This window comes from Microbacterium atlanticum, assembly GCF_015277815.1.
In the GTDB taxonomy this organism is placed as follows: domain Bacteria; phylum Actinomycetota; class Actinomycetes; order Actinomycetales; family Microbacteriaceae; genus Microbacterium; species Microbacterium atlanticum.
The window spans coordinates 1,672,941-1,690,819 of sequence record NZ_CP063813.1; the positions used below are offsets into that span (position 1 = coordinate 1,672,941).

Below are 17,879 nucleotides of genomic sequence, written 5' to 3' on the forward strand. Positions count from 1 at the left end.
CCGGGCGCCCCGCAGGCCTCATAGCTTTGGCCCGTGACAGCCGGCGCTCGTGACGACCCGGAGCAGCCGCCGGGTGCGGACGCGCGTCGGCGATTCGGAACCGGCGCGGTGGTGGTCATCGTCCTGGCGGCACTGGCGATCACCGTCGCCGTCGGCATCGTGCGCGGCGCCATGACGCCGGTGGACGAGATCGAGGTCCATCCCTCGCCGGTCGCGACGGCGGGTCCTGCCGGCAGGCTCTACCTCCACGTCTCGGGCGCGGTGCGCGAGCCGGGGCTCTACGTCCTCCCGCCCGGCGCCCGCGTCGTGGACGCCATCGCCGCCGCGGGCGGGTTCGCCGACGACGCGGCGCGCGACGGGGTCAATCTCGCGCGGACCGTGGGCGATGGCGAGCAGCTGGCGGTGCCGCGTCAGGGTGAAGCCGCCCCGGCGACGCCGGCGGCGCCGGGGGAGTCACCAGACGGCCGCGTCGACCTCAACAAAGCCGATGCGACGCTCCTCGAGACGCTTCCGCGCATCGGGCCGGCGCTCGCAGAGCGCATCATCGCATGGCGCGACGACAACGGCGGCTTCACCAGCGTGGAGGATCTGCTGGCCGTACCGGGGATCGGCGACACCGTGCTGGAGTCCCTGCGGGATCTGGTGACGGTGTGAGGCGACCGGGCACGTCGTTGCGCCTCGTCCCGGTCGCGGGTGCCACCTGGGCGGCCGCGGCGGGCGCGATCCTCGCCCCGGCTTCGGCCGGCTGGATCGCGCTGGCATGCGCGGTGGCGGCCGCCGCCGGGGTGGTGGCGGCGGCCCGCACCGGTCATCGGGGATCTGCGACCGCAGCGCCGCCTCGACCACGGGCGCGGGCGGGATCTCGGATGCCACGGCGTACGGCGCGCGTCGCACTCACGGTGTCCGTGCTCGCCGTCGCGGCAGCCGGCGCGGCCGCGGCGCACGTCGCGGCCGCGGAGCCGTCTCGCCAGGCCGTCGCGGACCTCGCGCTGGGAGGCGGCCGCGCGGTCGTCGTGCGGGCCGAAGTCGTCGGCAAGGTCGAGCGGCGCGCGGACGGCACACTGGCGTTCCCCGCCCGTGCGACCAGCGTGGCGACCGGCGCCCGCATGCATCCGACGGCCATCGACGTCACGGTGCGAGCGGCACCCGCCGACGTCGACCGCCTGCCTGTGCTCGACGTGGGGGCCACCGTGGCGGCGCACGGGACGGCACGGCCGGCGCGGCCGGGGGAGCGAAGCGTCCTGGTCCTGTGGGCATCGCGCGGGGTCGAGGTCCAGCGGGCGGCCGTGGGCGCAGCCGCGCTCACCGGCGAACTGCGGCGCGGACTCGTCCACGCGACCGAGGGGCTGCCCGGTGCCGGCGCCGGGCTGGTGCCGGGACTCGCCGTCGGCGACACGTCGGCCGTCTCACCCGGTCTCGACGCCGCGATGAAGCAGTCCTCCCTCTCGCACCTGACGGCCGTCTCCGGTGCGAACTGCGCCCTGGTGGTCGGCATCGCATTCGGGCTCGCCGCCGCAGCGGGCGCCTCACGCACGCTGCGGGCCGGATGCGCGCTGGCCGTGCTGCTGGGCTTCGTCGTGCTGGTCACCCCCGAGCCCAGCGTCCTGCGCGCGGCCACCATGGCGGCGATCGCGATGCTGGGTTTGCTTCTCGGACGACCGGGAGCGGGTATGGGACTGCTGTGCCTGGCGGTGACGCTGCTGCTCGTCTTCGACCCGTGGCTCGCGGCATCGCTCGGATTCGCGCTCTCCGTCGCTGCAACCGGTTCGCTCGTGCTGTTCGCGCGGTCCCTGGCATCCGGCCTCGGTCGGCACGTGCCCCGGCCTCTCGCCCTCGCGCTGGCCGTGCCGCTGGCCGCGCAGCTGGCCTGCGGACCGCTGCTGATCCTGATCGAGCCCACCGTGCCGGTCTACGGCGTGCTCGCCAACCTCCTGGCCGCCCCCGCCGCGCCGGCCGCGACAGTGATCGGTCTTCTCGCCTGCCTCAGTGCGCCGCTGCCGTGGTTGCAGTCCGGCCTCGCAGCGCTGGCATGGGTGCCGGCATCATGGATCGCCGCTACGGCCGAGACGGTCTCGCACCTCCCGGCCGATCAGCTGCCGTGGCTCGAGGGTCCGCCCGGCGCCGCGGCGCTGGCCGTCCTGGGTCTCGCGCTCGGAGCGGCGATCGCTCTGCCCCGCCACGGAGCCCGGCGACTCCGGGCGATGCGCGCAGGTGCCGTCGTCCTCGTCGCGGCGGTGGCCGGCGGCTGTCTCGGCGCGGGCGCCCTCGCCTCGGTCGCGGGGCGATGGACCCTGCCGGCCGCGTGGACGATCCTGGCGTGCGATGTCGGGCAGGGCGACGCGGTGCTGGTGCGCTCGGGCGACGCCGTGGCGCTCGTCGACACCGGTCCGGAACCCGCTGCCCTCGCCGCCTGCCTGTCGCGCGCGGGCGTCGCGCGGATCGACCTGCTCGTGCTGACGCACTTCGACCTCGACCACGTCGGTGGCATCGCCGCCGTCCGCGGCCGCGTCGGCACGGTGGTGCACGGCCCCGCCGGCGCCGGTGGCAGCGCCGAGGTCGCCGCCCTCGAAGCGGCGGGCGCACGCGTCGAGCAGGCGACGGCCGGAATGACGGGCACTCTCGGCGGGGCGAGGTGGCGAGTGCTCTGGCCGCGCGCCGACAGCCGCGCCTACCCGGTCGGCAACGATGCGAGCGTGGTGCTCGACGTCCGCGGCGGCGGTGTGCCGCCCACGCTGCTGCTGGGGGACCTGTCGGCCTCCCCCCAGCGCGCGGTCGTCGCATCCGGGATGCTCGATCCCCCGTACGCGATCGTGAAGGTGGCCCACCACGGCAGCGCCGACCAGCACGGCGAGCTCTACGCCGCCGCACAGGCCGGCGTCGCCCTCATCACCGTCGGCGTCGACAACGACTACGACCACCCCCGCCCGGAACTCCTCGCCCTCCTCACGGGCGTCGGCGCCCGGATCGCGCGCACCGACGACGACGGCGCCATCGCGCTGTGGACCACTCCCGACGGGACGGTGGCGCTGTGGGGCGACCGCGGCGACAGGCCGCGGACTCGCCTCGGGAGTCGGCAGCGGCTGAGACGTCGGCCGTCATCGGTAGGCTGAGGGGATGGCATCCTCCGCGCGCCGAGCACCCGCGAAGCCCGCGCGCAGCGCCATTCCGCAGCTGTCGTGGCGCGCTCCGCAGCCGGCTCCGATCGTGCTGGTCTCGGGGCCTGAGGAGGTGTGCGCCGAACGGGCGATCGCCGGTGTGCGCGACTATCTTCGCGCGGAGGATCAGACGCTCGAGGTCTCCGACATCCGCGCCGACGACTACGCCGCGGGATCGCTGCTGGGCGTGACCTCGCCGTCGCTGTTCGGCGAGCCCCGCCTGGTGCGGGTGAGCGGCGTCGAGAAGTGCTCCGACGCCTTCCTCGCCGAAGCCCTCGCCTACCTCGCGACACCCCAGGACGGCGCGACGGTCGTGCTCCGCCACACCGGTGCCACCGTCCGCGGCAAGAAGCTCCTGGACGCGATCCGCGCCGGTCAGGGTGCGGGGGTCGAGGTCGCCTGCCCGGCGATCAAGCGGGACTCCGACCGGTTCGACTTCGCCGCGGGCGAGTTCCAGGCCGCCCGCAAGCGCATCGCCCCGGCAGCGCTGCGCGCCCTGGTGTCGGCGTTCGCCGACGACCTCACCGAGCTCGCGGCGGCGTGCCAGCAGCTCATCGCGGATGTCCCCGACGACATCACCGAGCAGATCGTCGAACGCTACTACGGGGGTCGCGTCGAGACCTCGGCGTTCACGGTGGCCGACACCGCCATCGCCGGCCGGTACGGAGAAGCGCTCATCGCGCTCCGTCACGCTCTGGCATCCGGCGCCGACCCCGTTCCGCTCGTCGCCGCGGTCGCGATGAAGCTGCGGACGATGGCACGCGTTGCGGGCAACCGCGAACCGGCCGGCGCGCTTGCGGCACGCCTCGGGATGAAGGACTGGCAGGTCGACCGCGCGCGTCGCGACCTCGTCGGCTGGAACGAAGAGAGCCTGGGCCGCGCGATACAGGCGACGGCGCGAGCGGATGCCGAGGTCAAGGGCGGCTCGCGCGACCCCGTCTTCGCGCTGGAGCGCATGATCACCGTCATCGCCACGCGCGCCCCGTACGGCGCCTGACGTCGCCGCCCTCGCCGCCCCGAGGACGCCAGACCGACCGGCGGGGACGCGAAAGGCCCGCCCCTCGCGGGACGGGCCTTGTCCGGAGGCGCGGACCTGCCGCGCTGCCGTCGGCGTCAGAGCGCCGCGACCTGCTTGGAGATGGCCGACTTGCGGTTCGCAGCCTGGTTCTTGTGGATGACGCCCTTGCTGACGGCCTTGTCGAGCTTCTTGGTCGCTCGGCCGAGCGCCTTCTCGGCGGCGGCCTTGTCGCCTGCGGCGACGGCCTCGCGGGTGCGACGGACGAGCGTCTTCAGCTCGCTCTTGACGGCCTTGTTGCGCTCGCGCGCCTTCTCGTTGGTCTTGTTGCGCTTGATCTGCGACTTGATGTTCGCCACGTGTCGACGTTTCTTTCGTTCGAAGGTGAATCGGATTGATGTGCCGGTCAGCGGGAGAGGGGCGCCTCGCGGCGGTCGTGAGGGCGAACCCACACGCAAGCCAAACAAGGATTCTATCAGGTCGGTCGTCCGCCCGATGACGCGGCCGCGACGGCGCTTCCACCGGTGCCCGCCCGTCCTGTCGCCTCGAGCGTCGTGAGGGCGACGTCCAGCACCGCGTTGAAGACCCGAGGGCGCATCACCGTGACGTGGTGGGTCGTGCGCGGGACGACGATCAGTTCGGCGTGAGGGGCGATCCGCGTGAAGAGCCGTTCGTTGACGCGCAGCTGGTCGTACTGGCCGTTGACGAACCACAACGGCACGCCGATGCGGCGCAGCGCCGCCAGGAGGTCCAGCACGGACAGGCTGCGCAGGGCCACGTCCTGCGCGTCCAGCGCGTAGCCGCCGGCGCCGAAGTCCGCTCGGGTCTCGTCCGGAAGGATGCGGTCGAGCATCCGATCCGTCAGCCACATCCCGCGGTCGGGAAGCGAGTCGAACCCGCGCGCCAGCAGACGGTACGCCTGCAGGCCGATGCCACGCGGGATCGCGGTGCACGAGGCCGCGATGAGTCCCGATACCGGCGGCGGCTCCTCGGCGCCCGCGTACTCGATGCACAGCAGCCCGCCCATGGAGTGGCCCACCAGCAGCACCGGACCGCGCTCCGCCGCCGCCCGGACGGCGGTGTCGATGGTGGTGAACGCCGAGTCGAGCGTGAACACCTCGCCCATCCGCGACCCGTGGCCGGGCAGATCCACGGCCGTGACCGGCGTTCCGCGGGCATCGAGATGGGCGACCTGCGACCGCCACATCGTCGCGGACGTGCGGATGCCGTGCACGAGCACGACCTGGACCGCCATGACGACAGGGTAGCCACCCTCGCGCCTACCATGGCGGCATGCCCGAGATCGCTCCGCACATCGCGCGCATGCCCGGCTCCGGTGTGCGGCACATCCTCGAGCAGGCGCTGCGGCGTCCGGGCACGATCATCCTGGCGGTCGGAGAGCCCGGGGCCGTCGCGGGGGAATCCGTCCGGAACGCCGCGGCGGCGGCGTGGGCGGCGGGGGCGATCCGGTACACGCCGAACGGCGGCATCCTGCCGCTGCGCGAGGCCATCCGCGCCAAGCTCGCCCGTGACAACGGTCTCGAGGTCGACCTCGAGCAGATCTGGGTCACCGTCGGGGCGACGCAGGCGCTGCACCTCGCGATGGCGTTGACGCTGTCTCGCGGCGACGAAGTGCTCGTCCCCGACCCCGGGTACACCACTTTCACGATGAACGCGCACCTGCTGCAGGCGGCCCCCGTGCCATACCCGCTGCGCCCTGAGCGGGACTTCCAGCCGGACCTCGCCGAGGTCGAGGCCCTGATCACCGCGCGCACCCGCGCCCTCATCGTGAACACCCCGTCCAACCCCCTCGGCTCGACGTTCGATCGCGCCACGCTCGAAGCGCTGATGGCGCTGGCGCGGCGGCACGATCTGTGGGTGATCAGCGACGAGGTGTACGAGCGGTTCACGTGGGGGCATCCGCACGTCAGCCCCGCGACCCTCGACGACGATTCGCGCGTGCTCTCGGTGTTCTCGATGTCGAAGACCTACGCGATGACGGGCGCACGCGTGGGGTGGCTGGTCACGCCGCCGGGATGGCGCCAGACGATGCTGCGGGTGCAGGAGTCGGTGGTCAGCTGCGTCGACGAGCCGTCGCAGCGCGCCGCGGTCGCCGCGCTGACGGGCGATCAGGCCCGGGTGGCCGCCAGTGCGGCGCACTACCGCGGGAACCTGGCCGCTGCGACGTCGGCGCTGGATGCCCGCGGCCTGCGCTATCTCGAGCCGACGGGCGCGTTCTATCTCTGGATCGACGTCTCGCACGTCTCCGGAGGCGACGTGGCGGCGTGGTGCGAGGCCTTCCTCCACGAGCACGGCGTCGCCGTCGCCCCCGGCACCGCGTTCGGGGCGTCCGGGGAGGGATGGGTGCGCGTGTGCGTCGCCAGCGACAGGGCGGAGCTCCTCGAGGGACTCGGCCGCATCCCCGCGCCGTGGGGTGGGACGGCGACCCCGGCCGGCCAAGCGCAGGGCCGCGGCATCCGTCACCCGTAGAATCGTCTGGACATGTCACCCCGCGCCCTGAAGCCTCTCGAGCCGTCTGCGACCCCTCCTGAGCTGATCCGCAACTTCTGCATCATCGCCCACATCGACCACGGGAAGTCGACGTTGGCGGACCGGATGCTGCAGATCACCGGCGTGGTCGCCGATCGCGACATGCGCGCGCAGTACCTCGACCGCATGGACATCGAGCGCGAGCGGGGCATCACCATCAAGTCTCAGGCGGTGCGCATGCCGTGGGCGACCGCGGACGGCACGTTCGCGCTGAACATGATCGACACCCCCGGCCACGTCGACTTCACGTACGAGGTGTCGCGGTCGCTCGCCGCGTGCGAGGGCGCGGTCCTGCTCGTCGACGCCGCGCAGGGGATCGAGGCGCAGACCCTGGCCAACCTCTACCTGGCGCTCGAGAACGACCTGCACATCATCCCGGTGCTGAACAAGATCGACCTCCCGGCGGCCGATCCGGAGAAGTTCGCGGCCGAGCTCGCCAACCTCATCGGAGGTTCCCCCGACGACGTCCTGCGCGTCTCGGGGAAGACGGGTACGGGCGTCGAGGATCTGCTGGACCGCATCGTCGATCAGATCCCCGCGCCGAAGGGGAATGCGGATGCCCCGGCCCGCGCCATGATCTTCGACTCGGTCTACGACTCGTACCGCGGCGTGGTGACCTACGTGCGTATGGTCGACGGCAAGCTCGAGCCTCGTGAGCGCATCCAGATGATGTCGACGCGCGCCACGCACGACCTCCTCGAGATCGGCGTCTCCAGCCCCGAGCCGGTGCCCACCAAGGGGCTGGGCGTCGGGGAGGTCGGGTATCTGATCACCGGCGTGAAGGACGTCCGGCAGTCCAAGGTCGGCGACACGATCACCAACCAGCGCAAGCCGGCGGCCGAGCCGCTCGCCGGGTACACCGACCCGAAGCCCATGGTCTTCTCGGGCATCTACCCGATCGACCAGAGCGACTACGCGGACCTGCGGGAGGCGCTGGACAAGCTGAAGCTCTCGGATGCCTCGCTCCAGTACGAGCCCGAGACCTCGGTCGCGCTCGGCTTCGGGTTCCGCTGCGGCTTCCTCGGGCTCCTGCACCTCGAGATCATCACCGAGCGCCTGTCGCGCGAGTTCGACCTCGACCTCATCACGACGGCGCCCTCGGTGACCTACGAGGTCACCACCGACACCGGCGAGACGGTCGTCGTCACCAACCCCAGCGAGTACCCGGACGGCCGCGTCGCGGAGGTGTCCGAACCCGTGGTGAAGGTGGGCATCCTGCTGCCGAAGGACTATGTCGGCACGGTCATGGAGCTCTGCCAGTCGCGCCGCGGCTCGCTCCTGGGCATGGACTACCTCAGCGAGGACCGCGTCGAGCTGCGGTACAACATGCCGCTCGGCGAGATCGTCTTCGACTTCTTCGACCAGCTGAAGTCCAAGACGCAGGGCTACGCGAGCCTCGACTACGAGCCCGCAGGGTCCCAGACGGCGGACCTCGTGAAGGTCGACATCCTGCTGCAGGGCGACAAGGTCGACGCCTTCAGCTCGATCGTGCACCGCGACAAGGCGTACGCGTACGGCACCATGATGACCGAGCGCCTGCGCAAGCTCATCCCGCGGCAGCAGTTCGAGGTGCCGATCCAGGCAGCGATCGGCGCCCGCATCATCGCGCGCGAGAACATCCGCGCGATGCGCAAGGACGTGCTGGCCAAGTGCTACGGCGGCGACATCAGCCGCAAGCGCAAGCTCCTCGAGAAGCAGAAGGAGGGCAAGAAGCGCATGAAGATGGTCGGCCGCGTGGAGGTGCCCCAGGAGGCGTTCATCGCCGCCCTCTCGGGTGACGTCGAGACCAAGGGCGCGAAGTAGGCTGGTCCTCATGCGTCGAGGAACCTTCCGTGACGAGACGGTCGATTACGCCGCCGTGGGGGCGACGCAGGCGGCCGATCTGATGCAGTATCCGCCCGAGCGCAGCATCCCCGCAGAGCAGTCGTGGCGCATCGGCAGCGGCGAGACCCGCTTCCGGGCCGCGAGTGAGGCGCTGCTGTCGTGGACGGCCCAGCGCGGCGCGGGACTGGAGGTCACCGATGTCCGGCCGGCGTCCGGACCGATGTACTCGGGCGTCAGCTTCGACGCCGAGGGCAATCCCGTGGCGCCGAGCCGCACCGAGTCCGAGCAGCGATTCGACGCAGACGGCACCCCTTACGTGGGGCCCGGCACGACGATCCGCGTCGGAGGGCGCGTGAAGGGGCTCCGCGCGGATGGCGAGCTGCGCGTCATCTTCACGGTCGAGGAGGCGCGCCGCGTGGGCTTCGCCCTCGGCACCGTGGGCGACTCCGTCGTCAGCGGCGAGGAGTCGTTCATGCTCGACTGGAACGCCAACGACGAGGTGTGGTTCACGGTGCGGGCGTTCGATGCGCCGCGCGCGCTGGCCTACCGCGTCATCCCCGCGCTCACGCGCCGCCGTCGGCGGGAGCTGTTCACCCGCTACCTGCGCGCGATCTCGCCGCTGTACGCCACCCCGGCGTGAGGCGCTGATGGGCTCCGCGCTGCCCCTCGGCGAGCCCGTCCCGGCAGACGGGTCGCTGCCGGACGCCGTGCGCGTGGACGGCGGCACCGACTTCGGCGTGTACCTGCACGTGCCGTTCTGCCGCGTGCGGTGCGGGTACTGCGACTTCAACACCTACACCGCGTCCGAGCTGCGGGGTGCCCGTCAGGACCAGTACGCCGACACGCTGCTGCGCGAAGTCGACCTCGCTCGCGCCGTCCTCGATCGCGCGGGCGGGACGCGTCCGGCCGCGACGGTGTTCTTCGGCGGCGGCACGCCCACCCTCCTGCCGCCGGGCGACCTCGGTCGCATGCTCGACGGCGTGCGCGCGGCGTTCGGTCTCCGCGACGACGCCGAGATCACCGTCGAGGCCAACCCGGACACCGTCTCAGCCGCCGTCGCGTCGGAGCTCGCGGCATCCGGGGTGACCCGCATGTCGATCGGCATGCAGTCCGCCGTCCCGCACGTGCTCGCCGCTCTCGACCGCACCCACGACCCGGACAACGTCCGCACCGCCGTGGCCGCCGCCCGCGGGGCCGGGCTCGATGTGAGCGTGGACCTGATCTACGGAGCGCCCGGCGAGACGCTCGCCGACTGGCGCTCGTCCCTCGAGACCGCGATGGCGCTCGTGCCCGACCATGTCTCGGCCTACGCGCTGATCATCGAGGACGGCACCAAGCTCGCCCGGCAGATCCGCCGCGGCGAGGTCGCTGCACCCGACGACGATCTGCAGGCCGACATGTACGAGCTGGCCGACGACCTGCTCGCGCCGGCGGGCCTCGAGTGGTACGAGGTCTCGAACTGGGCGCGGGGCGCCGAGCACCGCTCCCGCCACAACCTGGCGTACTGGACCGGCGCCGACTGGTGGGGGTTCGGTCCCGGCGCCCACAGCCACATCGGAGGGGTCCGGTTCTGGAACGTCAAGCATCCGGCGGCGTACGCCCAGCGGCTCGCGGCGGGGGAGTCGCCCGCGGCAGGACGCGAGATCCCGGATGCCGCGGCGCGACGACTCGAGAGCGTGCTGCTGCGCACCCGCATCCGGGAAGGGATGCCGGTGCACGACCTGCCGATCAAGCGCCGCCCGGCGGTGGCCTCGCTGATCGCTGACGGCCTCGTCGAGGGGGCAGACGCGCTGCGGGGACGGGTGGTGCTCACCCGGCGCGGCCGGCTGCTGGCGGACGCCGTCGTCCGCGCGCTGACCGACTGACCGATCGTGCGCGACCGCCTTCGCGCCAGCGAAGCGGGCGCGAGCACCACCGCGCGCGCGGCGATCCTGACCGGCCCATCGGATAGAATTGGCACTCCAGTCGTGCGAGTGCCAGATCGGGGCGTGAGGAGGCGGGATGGTCAGCGAGCGAGGACTGCAGGTGCTGCGGGCGATCGTCCAGGACTACGTCGACACGCGCGAGCCGGTCGGCAGCAAGGCGATCGTCGAGCGGCACGCCTTCGGCGTCTCGGCGGCCACGATCCGCAACGACATGGCGCTGCTCGAAGACGAGGAGCTCATCGCGGCGCCGCACACGTCCTCCGGTCGGGTGCCCACCGACAAGGGCTACCGGGTGTTCGTCGATCATCTCGCCGAGCTGCGGCCGCTGTCGCCGGCTCAGCGCTCCGCGATCGCTTCCTTCCTGGAAGGACCCGGCGACCTGGACGATGCGCTCGTGCGCACCGTGCGCGCGCTCACCCGGCTCACCGGCCAGGTGGCCATCGTGCAGTATCCGTCGTTCGCCCGCGCCACCGTCACGCACGTCGAGCTCGTGCAGCTCGGGGGCGGCCGCATGCTCGTCATCGTGGTCACGGACACCGGCCGGGTCTCACAGCGCCTGACGTTCGTCGGCGAGCACTTCGACGAGGCCGACCTGGCCCGGATCCGCGCGGAACTCGGCACGCTGCTCGTGGGCCGACCGGTCCGCGAAGGGCTCCAGCGCATCGCCGAGCGCCTCGGGACCCCGGCTCCGCAGGCGCCGGCGCACGAGCGCGCCACCGACGAGATCCTGCGCGCCGTCGCCGAAGAGCTCGAGGAGTTCCGCCAGGACAGGCTCGTCATGGCCGGCAGCGCCAATCTCGCGCGCAGCGAAGCGGACTTCCGCGGCAGCATCTATCCGCTGCTGGAGGCGATCGAAGAGCAGGTGACGCTGCTGCGCCTCATGGGTGAGATGGTGGCCGACGAGCAGGGGCTCGCGGCCAGCATCGGGCGCGAGAACGAGGCGTTCGGCCTGGGCGAGGCGTCCGTCGTCGCCAGCGACTACGACGCGACCGGCTCTCTCGCGCGTGTCGGCGTGCTCGGTCCCACCCGGATGGACTACCCCTCCAACCTCGCGGCGGTCCGTGCCGTCGCGCGCTACCTCACGCGCATGCTGGAGCAGGACGACAGCTCCCGCTGACGCGGACGCGTACTCACGATCCCGCGGTGCAGCCGCGGCAGGAAGGCGAAAGTGGCAGACCACTACGAGGTCCTCGGCGTCTCACGCGACGCGTCCACCGACGACATCAAGAAGGCTTATCGCAAGCTCGCGCGGCAGCTCCACCCGGACGTGAACCCGGGTGACGAGGCGGCAGAGCGGTTCAAGCTCGTCACGCACGCATACGACGTGCTCAGCGACCCCGAGCAGCGCGCCCGGTACGACATGGGCGGCGGTGAGTCGCCCTTCGGCGGCGCCGGGGGCTTCGGGGGATTCAACGACATCTTCGAGACGTTCTTCGGCGCGGCCGGTGCCACGCGCGGGGGGCGGCCGCGCTCCCGGCGCGAGCGCGGGCAGGACGCCCTCGTGCGGGTCACGCTCGAGCTCGGCGACGTGGTGTTCGGCACCCACCGCGACATCGACGTGGACACCGCGGTGCTGTGCGAGACGTGCCAGGGCTCGTGCTGCCAGCCGGGCACGAGTCCGGTCACCTGCGACATCTGCCACGGCACCGGCAACGTCCAGCGCCAGGTTCGCAGCCTCCTCGGCAACGTCGTGACGTCGCAGCCGTGCAACGTCTGCCAGGGCTACGGCACCACCATCCCGTACCCCTGCGCCACCTGCCAGGGCCAAGGCCGCGTGCGGGCACGTCGCACCGTGTCGCTGGACATCCCCGCCGGCGTCGAGACCGGACTGCGCCTGCAGCTGCCCGGGTCCGGCGAGGTCGGTCCGGCCGGCGGCCCCAACGGCGACCTGTACATCGAGGTGACGGTGGCACCGCACGAGGTCTTCAGCCGCGACGGCGACGATCTGCTGGCCACGCTCGATGTCTCCATGCCCGACGCGATCCTCGGCACCACCACCACGATCCAGTCCCTCGACGGCCCGGTCGAGCTGGAGATTCGCCCGGGCGTGCAGGCCGGCGACGTGCTCACGATCAGGGGACGCGGCATCACGCCGCTGCGCGGCTCGCAGCGCGGCGATCTCAAGGTCGGCGTGCACGTGGTCACGCCCACGCGCCTCGACCACAAGGAGCGCGCGCTGATCGAGGAGTTCGCCAAGCGGACCAAGGCTCCCGCTCCGAAGCTGGCCGAGTACCACCAGGGTCTGTTCGCGAAGCTGCGCGACCGTTTCCGGAACGGCTGAGCCATGCCGCTGCACTTCCTCGTCGACGGCGCGGCTGCGGCACCCGGCGACACCGTCGCCCTGACCGGACCCGAGGCGCACCACGCCGCGACGGTGCGGCGCGTCCGCGTGGGCGAGGAGGTCACCGTGGGGGACGGCCGGGGGGCCTGGCTGACCGGCGAGGTCGAGTCCGTCGCGGCGCGCGAGGTCATCGTCCGCATCCGGGAGCGGACGGATGCCCCGCCGCCGCGCCCGCGCGTCGTGCTCGCGCAGGCCCTGGCCAAAGGGGATCGCGACGAGCTCGCCGTGCAGGCGGCGACCGAGCTCGGCGTCGACGAGATCGTGCCCTGGCAGGCCGCCCGCAGCGTGTCGCGCTGGGACGCCGCGAAGGCGGCGAAGGGCCGCGCACGGTGGGCGACGATCGTCCGCGAGGCCGCCAAGCAGGCGCATCGGGCGTGGCTGCCCGCGGTCGGTGAGCTCACCACCACCGCCGGGCTGGCACGCCGGGCCGAGGCATCCGTCGTCCTCATCCTGGAGCCGACGGCGACGGAGCGGCTGAGCACGCTGCAGCTCAGCCTCGACGACCCGCGCGACATCGTGCTCGTCGTGGGGCCCGAGGGCGGCATCGCCCCGGAGGAGCTCGAGGTCCTCACCGCCGCGGGAGCAAGAGTCGTGCGCCTCGGGGACACCGTCCTGCGCACGTCGACGGCCGGTCCCGCGGCCCTGGCGGTGGTGAGCACGGCGCTCGGGCGCTGGTGACGGTCCGACGGGCCCATCGACCGGTCACGGAGCTCGAGCGTCCGACCCGGAGCCCGTCGAAGGGCGCCGTCGGTAGACTTGCCGTATGAGCGAGTCCTCGATCTTCACGCGCATCCACAGCGGGGAGATCCCGTCCGAGATCATCGCCGAGACGGAGAACGCGTTCGCGATCCGCGACATCCACCCGCAGGCGCCGGTGCACCTGCTGGTGATCCCCAAGACCGAGGACTACCGCAACGTCGTCGAGCTGGCAGCCGGCGATCCCGCACTCATGGCAGAACTCGTGGGCCTGGCCAACAAGCTCGCCGCCGAGCACGCGGACGGCGACTTCCGTCTGGTCTTCAACACCGGCCCCGGTGCGGGCCAGACCATCTTCCACGTGCACGCACACGTGCTCGCGGGAGGACTCGAAGAGAAGAGCGTAGGTGCCTGACCAACCCGCAGAGGAAGAGGCGCGCGAGCGCACCACCACCGTCGAACGAGTGTGGGCCGATGGCGTGGCCATGGTGCAGCTGCTCGGCCCGCAGGACCGTTTGCTGCGCGTCGTCGAGAAGGAGCACCCCGAGGTCGACGTGCACGTGCGCGGCAACGAGATCACGCTGACCGGCGAGGCCGTGGCGGTCGCGGCGGCCCGATCGCTCGTGGACGAGCTGCTGGCGATGACGAGGTCCGGGCACGCCCTGGGCGAGGAGGACGTCGCGTCGTCGAACCGCATCCTGCGCTCCGAGGGCGGGCCGCGTCCGTCCGAGGTGCTCGGCGAGGCCATCCTGTCGTCGCGGGGCAAGGTGATCCGGCCCAAGACGCTCGGTCAGAAGGCGTACGTCGACGCGATCGACGAGAGCACGATCGTCTTCGGCATCGGTCCCGCCGGGACGGGCAAGACGTATCTCGCCATGGCCAAGGCCGTGCAGGCGCTGCAGCGCAAAGAGGTCAGCCGCATCATCCTGACGCGCCCGGCGGTGGAGGCGGGCGAACGGCTGGGATTCCTCCCCGGAACGCTCACCGACAAGATCGACCCCTACCTGCGCCCGCTGTATGACGCGCTCAACGAGATGATGGACCCCGAGCTGGTGCCCAAGCTCATGGCGACGGGGACCATCGAGGTCGCGCCGCTGGCGTACATGCGCGGGCGCACGCTCAACGACTCCTTCGTCGTGCTCGACGAGGCGCAGAACACCACCCCCGAGCAGATGAAGATGTTCCTCACCCGCCTGGGTTTCGGCACCCGGATGGTCGTCACCGGCGACATCACCCAGATCGACCTCCCGCAGGGGGCGTCGGGACTGCGGCTGGTGACACGGGTGCTCAACGAGATCGACGACATCCACTTCTCGTACCTCACCAGCGACGACGTGGTGCGCCACACTCTCGTCGGGCGCATCGTCGACGCCTACAGCGAGTACGACGAGCGTCGGCTGGCCGCGCGGCGCGAACGCGACGAAGCCTCCGAGTTCGCCAATCGTGCCGAGCGCCGTGCCGCCTCGGCCCGACACGGCGGACCCCGCGACCACCTTCCGAAGCGAGGACGCGCATGACCATCGAGATCGGCAACGAGTCGGGAATCGCGGTCGACGAGACCGTGCTGCTGCGGCTCATGGAGCACCACCTCGCGGAGCTTCACGTGAGCCCCGACGCCGACGTCGCCATCCTCCTCGTCGACGAGGGCGCGATGGAGGCGCTGCACGTGCAGTGGATGGACGAGCCCGGCCCCACCGATGTGCTCAGCTTCCCGATGGACGAGCTGCGGCCCGGCACCGATGACGCCCCCACGCCGGCCGGCCTTCTCGGCGACATCGTGCTCTGCCCGCAGGTCGCCGAGACGCAGGCGATGGCGGCCAAGCACTCGACGCTCGATGAGCTCGTCCTGCTCACCACCCACGGCCTTCTCCACCTCCTCGGCTTCGATCACGCCGAGCCCGAGGAGGAGCGGGAGATGTTCGGACTGCAGCGCGAGCTCATCGCGTCGTTCCAGGCGTCCGAACGCCGACGACCGCGCGCATGACCGCGGCCCTCCTCCTCGCCGCCGCGGTCCTGCTGCTCGCCTTCGGCGCCCTCATGGTCGCGATCGACGCCGCGCTCGGAGTCACCTCGCGTGCCGATCTGGCCGAGCTCGGTGCCGAAGGCCGCAACTCGTCGTCGCTGCGCCGCATCGCCGCCGACCCGGATGCGCACGCGAACGCCGTGGTCTTCATCCGCGTGCTGGCGGAGACGACCGCCGCGGTGCTCGTCACCGTCGCGTTCGTCGATCTCTTCAACAGCATCTGGTGGGCGATGGTGGCAGCCGCCGTGCTGATGACGGGCGTCTCGTACGTCGTCGTGGGCGCGAGCCCCCGCTCGGTGGGCAGGCTCCACGCCCGGGGGCTGCTGCGCGGTGCGGCACCCGTCATCCGCGGGGTGCGGATCATCCTCGGCCCTCTCGCGCACGGCCTGGTCGCGCTCGGCACGAGGATCACCCCCGGCGCGTCACGCGGGTCGTCGTTCGCGTCGGAGGAGCAGCTGCTCAGCATCATCGACGAGGCAGCCGAGAACGAGCTCATCGAGGAGGACGACCGCGAGCTCATCCACTCGGTGTTCGACTTCACCGACACGTTCGTCCGGGCGGTCATGGTGCCGCGGACGGACATGGTCACGGTGGATGCCTCGACCTCGACCCGCGAGGCCATGACGATCTTCCTCGAGAAGGGCGTGTCCCGCGTGCCGATCGTGGACGACGAGGCCGACGACGTGGTGGGCGTGCTCTATCTGAAGGATCTCGTGCAGTTCGGGTTCCGCGACGAGACCGGCTGGCGCGACGCCCCGATCAGCCGCATCGCGCGCCCGGCCGTGTTCGTGCCGGAGTCGATGAAGGCCGAGACGCTGCTGCAGCAGATGAAGCGCGACGCCGTGCACGTGTGCCTCGTGGTCGACGAGTACGGCGGCGTGTCCGGGCTGGTGACCCTCGAGGACCTCATCGAGGAGCTGGTCGGCGACATCTCCGACGAGTACGATCCCCGCGCCACCGAGGTCACCGAGGTCGAACCCGGCCACTACCGCGTCAGCGCCCGGCTGGGGCTCGACGAGGTCGGCGACCTGTTCGGCATGGAGCTCGAGGACGAGGACGTCGACTCCATCGGCGGGCTCCTCGGCAAGGCGCTCGGCCGCGTCCCGCAGCCGGGCGCGACAGCGGAGTACGCAGGCCTGGTCTTGACCGGCGGGGCTTCGCGCGGCCGCGGCCGCGGCATCTCGACCGTCTTCGTCGAGCGCGGCGAGACACCGCCTGAGGCGGGCCGGCCGCCCCGCACCGGCGAGAACCGCACGGTCGCGGCGCGCACCGGCGAGATCCGCATCGTGAGCCCCCGCAGCGGCGACGTCCGCCTGCCGAGGAAGGAGGACACGCCATGACAGACCCCGAGATCAGCCGCGACCCCGAGGCGAGCGCGCACGCCCGGCCATCCGGGGCCGAGGCGGGACGCTCGGGCTTCGTCACGTTCGTGGGACGACCGAACGTCGGCAAGTCCACGCTCACCAACGCGCTCGTCGGCGAGAAGGTGGCCATCACCAGCGACAAGCCCCAGACGACCCGCCGCGCCATCCGCGGCATCCTGAACCGTCCCGCCGGCCAGCTGGTGATCGTGGACACCCCCGGCCTGCACAAGCCGCGCACCCTCCTCGGCCAGCGCCTCAACGACCTGGTCGAGCAGGTGCTCGGCGACGTGGACGTCATCGGCTTCTGCGTCCCCGCCACCGAGAAGGTCGGCCCCGGCGACCGCCGGATCGCCGAGTCGCTGAGCGGCTACGCGCGTGCGAAGAAGGTCGCGATCGTGACCAAGACGGATGCGGCGACGCGCGAGCAGATCACCGAGCGACTCATCGAGGTCGATCAGCTCCGCGAGGACTGGGCCGCCGTCATCCCGCTCTCGGCGCTCACACACGACCAGCTCGACGTGCTGAGCGACGAGCTGCTCGCGATGATGCCCGAAGGACCGGCGCTCTATCCCGACGGCGTCGTCACCGACGAGTCGATCGAGGACCGCGTCGCCGAGATCATCCGCGAGGCCGCGCTCGACGGCGTGCGCGACGAGCTTCCGCACTCGATCGCCGTCGTCGTCCAGGACATCGCCGAGCGCGAGGACGGCGACCTCACCGACGTCTTCGCCGACATCGTGGTGGAGCGCGACAGCCAGAAGGGCATCATCATCGGTCACAAGGGCTCCCGTCTGCGCGACGTCGGTGCGCGGGCCCGAGCCCAGATCGAGCCGCTGCTCGGCACCAGAGTGTTCCTCAAGCTGCACGTGCGCATCGCCAAGGAGTGGCAGCGCGACCCGAAGCAGCTCGGCCGCCTGGGCTTCTGATCCGCGCGGTACGGTGACGGATGCGGCACCCTGCCGCTTCCTGCTTCGCGCGCGTAGCAT

Annotated in this window: 17 protein-coding genes; 15 read left to right on the forward strand and 2 right to left on the reverse strand. The window is 71.9% G+C overall.

All coding sequences use genetic code 11. The features are described from left to right. Positions 1-33: 33 nt before the first annotated feature. From IR212_RS07515 to holA, 3 genes are all read left to right on the forward strand, one after another. Positions 34-654, forward strand: coding sequence for a ComEA family DNA-binding protein (locus IR212_RS07515; protein ID WP_228479533.1), 621 nt, complete (start codon positions 34-36; stop codon positions 652-654). Between the two features lie 212 nt (positions 655-866). After that, the gene (locus IR212_RS07520; RefSeq protein WP_228479534.1) at positions 867-3,110 is read left to right on the forward strand and encodes a ComEC/Rec2 family competence protein; all 2,244 of its coding nucleotides are present in this window, start codon (positions 867-869) and stop codon (positions 3,108-3,110) included. A gap of 4 nt (positions 3,111-3,114) precedes the next feature. After that, positions 3,115-4,152, forward strand: coding sequence for a DNA polymerase III subunit delta (gene holA, locus IR212_RS07525; RefSeq protein ID WP_194398292.1), 1,038 nt, complete (start codon positions 3,115-3,117; stop codon positions 4,150-4,152). 116 nt (positions 4,153-4,268) lie between these two features. Here holA and rpsT read toward each other — a convergent pair whose 3' ends face one another. Further along, the gene (rpsT, locus tag IR212_RS07530) at positions 4,269-4,529 is read right to left on the reverse strand and encodes a 30S ribosomal protein S20 (protein ID WP_194398293.1); all 261 of its coding nucleotides are present in this window, start codon (positions 4,527-4,529) and stop codon (positions 4,269-4,271) included. A gap of 116 nt (positions 4,530-4,645) precedes the next feature. Then, positions 4,646-5,425 carry an alpha/beta fold hydrolase gene (locus IR212_RS07535; RefSeq protein WP_194398294.1) on the reverse strand — a complete coding sequence of 260 codons (780 nt, stop codon included), beginning with the start codon at positions 5,423-5,425 and terminating at the stop codon, positions 4,646-4,648. A gap of 38 nt (positions 5,426-5,463) precedes the next feature. Between IR212_RS07535 and IR212_RS07540 the strand changes: the two genes are divergently transcribed. The 12 genes from IR212_RS07540 (at position 5,464) to era (ending at position 17,819) form a co-directional block, all read left to right on the forward strand. Further along, on the forward strand, positions 5,464-6,660 hold the full coding sequence (locus IR212_RS07540; RefSeq protein ID WP_194398295.1) for a pyridoxal phosphate-dependent aminotransferase: 1,197 nt from the start codon (positions 5,464-5,466) through the stop codon (positions 6,658-6,660). Positions 6,661-6,672: 12 nt separating this feature from the next. Then, positions 6,673-8,523, forward strand: a complete 1,851-nt coding sequence (gene lepA, locus IR212_RS07545) for a translation elongation factor 4 (RefSeq protein WP_194398296.1) — start codon at positions 6,673-6,675, stop codon at positions 8,521-8,523. 10 nt (positions 8,524-8,533) lie between these two features. Continuing rightward, positions 8,534-9,184 carry a DUF1990 family protein gene (locus IR212_RS07550; RefSeq protein ID WP_194398297.1) on the forward strand — a complete coding sequence of 217 codons (651 nt, stop codon included), beginning with the start codon at positions 8,534-8,536 and terminating at the stop codon, positions 9,182-9,184. 7 nt (positions 9,185-9,191) lie between these two features. After that, on the forward strand, positions 9,192-10,409 hold the full coding sequence (hemW, locus tag IR212_RS07555; protein ID WP_194398298.1) for a radical SAM family heme chaperone HemW: 1,218 nt from the start codon (positions 9,192-9,194) through the stop codon (positions 10,407-10,409). 136 nt (positions 10,410-10,545) lie between these two features. Next, positions 10,546-11,586 (forward strand): heat-inducible transcriptional repressor HrcA, encoded by a 1,041-nt coding sequence (gene hrcA / locus IR212_RS07560; protein WP_194398299.1) that lies wholly within the window; start codon positions 10,546-10,548, stop codon positions 11,584-11,586. A 51-nt stretch (positions 11,587-11,637) separates the two neighbouring features. After that, complete coding sequence (gene dnaJ / locus IR212_RS07565) at positions 11,638-12,750, forward strand: molecular chaperone DnaJ (protein ID WP_194398300.1); 1,113 nt, start codon at positions 11,638-11,640, stop codon at positions 12,748-12,750. Positions 12,751-12,753: 3 nt separating this feature from the next. Further along, entirely contained in the window at positions 12,754-13,488 is a 735-nt protein-coding gene (locus IR212_RS07570) for a 16S rRNA (uracil(1498)-N(3))-methyltransferase (RefSeq protein WP_194398301.1), read from the forward strand. A gap of 85 nt (positions 13,489-13,573) precedes the next feature. Beyond that, the gene (locus IR212_RS07575) at positions 13,574-13,921 is read left to right on the forward strand and encodes an HIT domain-containing protein (protein WP_194398302.1); all 348 of its coding nucleotides are present in this window, start codon (positions 13,574-13,576) and stop codon (positions 13,919-13,921) included. 70 nt (positions 13,922-13,991) lie between these two features. After that, complete coding sequence (locus IR212_RS07580) at positions 13,992-15,023, forward strand: PhoH family protein (RefSeq protein WP_228479552.1); 1,032 nt, start codon at positions 13,992-13,994, stop codon at positions 15,021-15,023. Then, entirely contained in the window at positions 15,020-15,490 is a 471-nt protein-coding gene (gene ybeY / locus IR212_RS07585) for an rRNA maturation RNase YbeY (protein ID WP_194398304.1), read from the forward strand. Before IR212_RS07580 ends, ybeY begins: the two co-directional genes overlap by 4 nt. Beyond that, positions 15,487-16,869, forward strand: a complete 1,383-nt coding sequence (locus tag IR212_RS07590; protein WP_194398305.1) for a hemolysin family protein — start codon at positions 15,487-15,489, stop codon at positions 16,867-16,869. The genes ybeY and IR212_RS07590 overlap by 4 nt, the downstream gene beginning before the upstream one ends. Next, positions 16,866-17,819, forward strand: a complete 954-nt coding sequence (era, locus tag IR212_RS07595; protein ID WP_228479535.1) for a GTPase Era — start codon at positions 16,866-16,868, stop codon at positions 17,817-17,819. The genes IR212_RS07590 and era overlap by 4 nt, the downstream gene beginning before the upstream one ends. The last annotated feature ends 60 nt before the right edge of the window (positions 17,820-17,879 follow it).